We start from the raw sequence: 3,910 nt of genomic DNA on the forward strand, positions 1-3,910 counted from the left end.
AATCGTTTCAAACGCGGTCGGGCAGTCCGTGTGTGCTTGTGGACGTATCCAAACGGGGAGATTTGAATACTTTGTATTCGGGTTTCTAGGGAGGACGGATGAAGCAAGAATCTCCGCACTTATAGGGCGGAGAGTGTCAAACTACCAAATCAAAGTGAGCCAGAACCAGATGTTGTCATCGCACGCGGAAGAGATGAGGATTATCTGGCTCATCATCCTTACTCTGAAGATATTTTTTTGGTCGTGGAAATTTCAGATTCTACATTGATATATTGACCAAACAAAGAAGTTAGAACTATATGCAGAAGTGGGAATTTCTAATTATTGGATTATGGATTTAAATAATTAATGATCTACATTAGCGATCACCTGTGCAATATCTTTTGGTGTAGCACCTGTTGCTAACATTGCTTTTACTAATAGTTCAATCGATACAGAAGCATCACCATTTTCAGCTTTGGCAATACGCGGTTGACTAGACTGGAGTTTTGCTGCTAACTCAGCCTGCGTCATTAATTTTTGCCGACGTTCTTTCAAACTCTGACTCAGTGCCAGTTTTATATCGATTAAGGCAGTTTCTTCTGGAGATAATTCTAAAAATTCTGTAACAGTACCTACTTTCCAACCTTTTGCTTCTAAACGTTCTCTTTTGGCATCATCCATTATGAGTCTCCTATTGGTCATTGTCATATTTGGTAAGCCTTCTTTTACAGTTATCAATCACACTATCTGGCGTTGCTCTGGTTGTTTTGTTAAAAACTTCAAGAATTAAAATGGCATCTTCATCAATTCGGTAAATAACTCGCCAATTTTTGTCTTCATCCCGAATTCGCAACTCATGACAGTGTGCTTCAATACTAGGCATGGGTCGTGAGTGTGGCATCCCAAGGCTTTCACCTTGCTGCAAGCGCCTAAGTAACACTCCTGCTTTTATTCTGGCTGATTGGCTAAAAGGTGGTGTTTTAACCTCGCCATGCAGCCAGACTAAAGGTTTATTTTGTTTTTCTTCTTTTTGTTCAGACATCTTCATTTTATATCATATTTGATATATTATGCAGGTATAAGGTTGGAGCTGAATACACTTAAAGACTTTATTAGCCATCATTGAATTTGCAACACATTTATATAAACCTGGTGTGAAACTTGCGCTAATATATCCCCTATTGCCTTTGTGCAATTATGTGGGGAGTAGTGCAAGAATATGACCGATGATCTCAAAACACAGGACATAGACAATCTTCTTAATATCGCTAACCAATTCACTTTTCAGGGAAAGGTTACAAGCGTAAAAGCATTTGGTAGTGGTAATATAAATGACACTTTTCTGGTGACGCTAGATTCTCCAGATGAAAAGTATTTTGTCCTGCAACGCATTAATACGCAGGTATTTCGTCAGCCAGAGTTGATTATGCAAAACATGTGTACTTTCACAGAGCATGTTCGTAATCGGCTACAACTTCACCCCCTGAATCGTCGTTGGGAAGTGCCGTGTGTATTATTAACAAAGGATAATCAAGATTATTGCAGAGATTCTGATGGATCGTTCTGGCGGGCGATTAGTTTTATTGCAGATTCCCAATCTTTTGACACGATGCAAAATATCGAACAAGCCAAAGAAATTGGTTACGCTTTGGGGGTGTTCCACAATCTGATCAGTGATTTACCGCCACAAAGACTCGCTGACACCCTCGAAGGTTTTCATATTACGCCGCTTTACCTCCAGCACTATAACCAAGTTTTAGCAAAAACTAGCCCTTGTCAATCCCCAGAAGTCAATTATTGCTTACAGTTTGTGAGCGATCGCCAAACTTTTGCCCATATTCTAGAAAATGCCAAAGCTACAGGTAAATTACCCCTGCGTCTGATGCACGGTGACCCCAAAATCAACAATGTCATGTTTGATACGACGACTCAGCAAGCCGTCAGCATTATCGACCTCGACACCGTGAAGCCAGGACTTGTACATTACGACATTGGTGATTGTTTACGCTCCGGTTGTAATCCTGCTGGAGAAGAAACAGAAGAATTACAAGCTGTTTGTTTTGATACAGAATTATGTCAGGGAATTCTCCAAGGTTATCTCTCTGTTGCCAAAGAATTTCTTACAGAAAACGATTATACCTATATCTACGACGCAATCCGTCTGATCGCTTTTGAATTGGGACTGCGGTTTTTTGCTGACTATTTAGCCGGGAATGTCTACTTCAAAGTCAAGTACCCAGAACACAACTTAGCAAGGGCGCTTGTTCAGTTTAAGCTAACCGAAAGCATTGAGTTTCAGGAAGCAAACATTCGCAAAATTATTCAGGATCTCAAATGAATAACCAAAAATTTTCGCTCCAACCTTTTGGTGATGGCAAGTTGCTGCCTAATTTGAAAATAACAGGTAATATTACCCGACATGCTCATCAGCTTCATCTATGCTATATGCTTTCCGGCGATTTAGAAAAAGTTGCGATCGCTCCACCATCAAATACACCAAACCGCCAGCATGAACTTTGGGAAAATACTTGCTTTGAGTTCTTCTTAGGCGTCAAAGATTCAGATAAATACTGGGAATTCAATCTTTCTCCGACTGGAGACTGGAATATTTATCGTTTTGACGGATATCGTCAAGGAATGCAAGAGGAAACAGCTTTTTCAGTCTTACCGTTTAACGTCCAGAATCAATCTGATGGTTTGGTGGTTATTTTGGAAATGGATTTAAGTAAAATCGTCTTGCTAGAAGAAGCCCTTGAAATTGCAATTACAACTGTTATTAAATGCAAAGACGGCGAAGTCAGTTACTGGGCGTTAACTCATCAAGGGAAAGAGGCTAATTTTCACCTGCGAGATAGTTTCATCATTGATTTATGAAATCTGTTTTTAGGAAGTAAAGATATAATTTTGATGTTATTAATTAAAAGTTTCATGTGAATATAGAATATATAGATCCCCGACTTCTCAAAGAAGTCGGGGATCTTGTTTTCAGAGATTATTTATGACTGCTATACAAAGACTTTGTGTGTATTTTTGTTTATTTTTAGCTTATGAAATCTAAATAATATATACCTATTTCTTTAGATGGAGATGTTATTTATCCCAATGGTATAAATGCAAGTTCATCCAAGCGATTGATGAAGAATTGATCACAAATAAAGCTTAATAGAGTTAAGTTACATCCCTGGAATTCACTTTAAAAAATAAATAAATTTTTGGTGGTAAAAATATGGTTGTAGGTATACACAGACGTGCTGTAGGAGTTTTTTCTCATCGTCGTGATGCAGAAGCAGCCCTACATGAATTAAGAGATGATGGTTTTCCCATGGACAGAGTCTCTGTCGTAGCACGCGATGTTGATCGCAATGATCAAATTGCTGGTACTGAAGTCACAGAAAACATTGGTAATAAAGCTGACGAAGGAGCTGCAACCGGGGCTGTTTCTGGTGGTGTTTTAGGTGGATTGACTGGTTTATTAGTTGGTCTTGGTACTTTGGCTATTCCGGGAATTGGCCCAATTATGCTGGCTGGTGCAGCTGCAACTACTTTGGCTACAACTCTAGCAGGGGCTGGAATTGGTGCAGTAGCTGGTGGTTTGCTCGGTGCTTTGATTGGTTTAGGAATTCCCGAAGAACGTGCCAGAGTATATAATGAACGAGTAGATAGAGGACATTACTTAGTTATCATAGATGGCACCGATGAGGAAATTGCCAGAGCAGAAGCAATTCTCAGACGTCGGGGAATAGAAGAGTTTGAAGTCTATGATATACCTGTTGGTACAGGAAATTATACCGCTACTCCTGGACGGGATTTGGGTGTAACTCACAAACACGCGATTGGTTATTTCTCTCGTCTGGAAGATGCGGAAGCTGCAATTCATGATTTGCGGACTGCGGGTTTCCCCTTGGGTCAAATTTCCCTAATTAATAGA

At 39.8% G+C, this 3,910-nt stretch carries 5 protein-coding genes and 1 pseudogene; 4 read left to right on the plus strand and 2 right to left on the minus strand.

What is annotated here, in order from left to right; genetic code table 11:
- Positions 1-135: 135 nt before the first annotated feature.
- Positions 136-343 (plus strand): annotated as a pseudogene (locus tag ACE1AT_RS11210) (Uma2 family endonuclease); the annotation flags it as partial.
- 2 nt (positions 344-345) lie between these two features.
- On the opposite strand, the gene ACE1AT_RS11215 reads toward ACE1AT_RS11210, so the two are convergent.
- Positions 346-663, minus strand: coding sequence for a helix-turn-helix domain-containing protein (locus ACE1AT_RS11215; protein WP_374868237.1), 318 nt, complete (start codon positions 661-663; stop codon positions 346-348).
- 10 nt (positions 664-673) lie between these two features.
- The gene (locus tag ACE1AT_RS11220) at positions 674-1,024 is read right to left on the minus strand and encodes a type II toxin-antitoxin system RelE/ParE family toxin (protein ID WP_374868239.1); all 351 of its coding nucleotides are present in this window, start codon (positions 1,022-1,024) and stop codon (positions 674-676) included.
- Between the two features lie 177 nt (positions 1,025-1,201).
- On the opposite strand from ACE1AT_RS11220, the gene ACE1AT_RS11225 reads away from it, so the two are divergent.
- The 3 genes from ACE1AT_RS11225 to ACE1AT_RS11235 all read left to right on the plus strand — a co-directional run.
- Positions 1,202-2,320 carry a phosphotransferase enzyme family protein gene (locus ACE1AT_RS11225; RefSeq protein WP_374868241.1) on the plus strand — a complete coding sequence of 373 codons (1,119 nt, stop codon included), beginning with the start codon at positions 1,202-1,204 and terminating at the stop codon, positions 2,318-2,320.
- Entirely contained in the window at positions 2,317-2,856 is a 540-nt protein-coding gene (locus ACE1AT_RS11230; protein WP_374868243.1) for a DOMON-like domain-containing protein, read from the plus strand. The genes ACE1AT_RS11225 and ACE1AT_RS11230 overlap by 4 nt, the downstream gene beginning before the upstream one ends.
- 352 nt (positions 2,857-3,208) lie before the next feature.
- The coding region (locus ACE1AT_RS11235) for a general stress protein (RefSeq protein ID WP_374868245.1) at positions 3,209-3,910 on the plus strand (702 nt) is incomplete at its 3' end.

This window comes from Pelatocladus sp. BLCC-F211 (assembly GCF_041928655.1).
Lineage (GTDB): Bacteria > Cyanobacteriota > Cyanobacteriia > Cyanobacteriales > Nostocaceae > Pelatocladus.